This window comes from Lichenibacterium minor (assembly GCF_004137685.1).
In the GTDB taxonomy this organism is placed as follows: domain Bacteria; phylum Pseudomonadota; class Alphaproteobacteria; order Rhizobiales; family Beijerinckiaceae; genus Lichenihabitans; species Lichenihabitans minor.
The window spans coordinates 1-1022 of sequence record NZ_QYBB01000161.1 but is presented as its reverse complement, the minus strand read 5'-3'; the positions used below and the strand labels follow the sequence as shown (position 1 = coordinate 1022).

Annotated in this window: 1 protein-coding gene; it reads right to left on the bottom strand. The window is 74.3% G+C overall.

The window, feature by feature from the left end; translation table 11 throughout:
- On the bottom strand, positions 1 to 1022 hold a 1022-nt coding region (locus tag D3273_RS27845; RefSeq protein WP_245501427.1), incomplete at both ends, for a methyl-accepting chemotaxis protein.

Here is a 1022-nt window from a genome sequence, read left to right as displayed (position 1 = left end):
CCGGGCGCGGCGGGGCGACCCGCGCGGCCGGCCTGCGGCCCGTCTCCGGCGCCGCCCCGTTCCCCACCTGGAAATGCCCGATCAGGCGCATCAGCTCGTCGGTTTCCGCCGCCAGCGCCCGGCTGGCCGCCGTCGACTCCTCCACCATGGCGGCGTTCTGCTGCGTCACCTGGTCCATCTGGTTGATGGCCGTGTTGACCTGGTCGAGGCCCGACGCCTGTTCCTGCGCCGAGGACGCGATCTCCGCCACCGCGGTGGCGATCTCGGCCACCTGGACGGCGATGCCGTCGAGCGCCGCGCCGGTGCGCCCCACGAGCTCGACGCCCCGCTCCACCTGCCCCCGCGACGTCGCGATCAGGCCCTTGATCTCCTTCGCGGCCTCCGCCGAGCGCTGCGCCAGCGCCCGCACCTCGGACGCCACCACGGCGAAGCCCCGCCCCGCGTCGCCGGCCCGCGCCGCTTCCACGCCGGCGTTGAGCGCCAGCAGGTTGGTCTGGAACGCGATCTCGTCGATGACGCCAATGATCTGCGTGATCTGAGCCGACGAGGCCTCGATGCCGTTCATCGCCGCCACGGCATCGCGCACCACGCGGCCCGAGTCCTCCGCCCCCGTCCGGGCGCGCAGCACGGCGGCATTGGCCTGGCGCGCGCCTTCCGCGGTCTTGCGAACCGTCGCGGTGATCTCGTCGAGCGCCGCCGCGGTCTCCTCCAGCGACGCCGCCTGCTGTTCCGTGCGGCGGCTCAGGTCGTCGGCCGCGGTGGAAATCTCGCCCGTGCCCAGGCGGATCGCGCCGCCGTTCTCCGCCACCACGCTCAGCGTCTGCTGGAGCTGCGCCATGGCGCCGTTGAAGTCGCCCCGCAGCTTCTCGTATTCGGGCGAGAAGGCCCGGTCGAGGCGGGACACGAGGTCGCCGCGCGACAGCCGGTCGAGCCCCTCGGCGATGCCGTCCACCACCTCGGCCTGCTGGCGGGCCACGTCGGCGCGCTGCGCTTCGGCATGGGCGCGCTCGGCATCCGCCGAA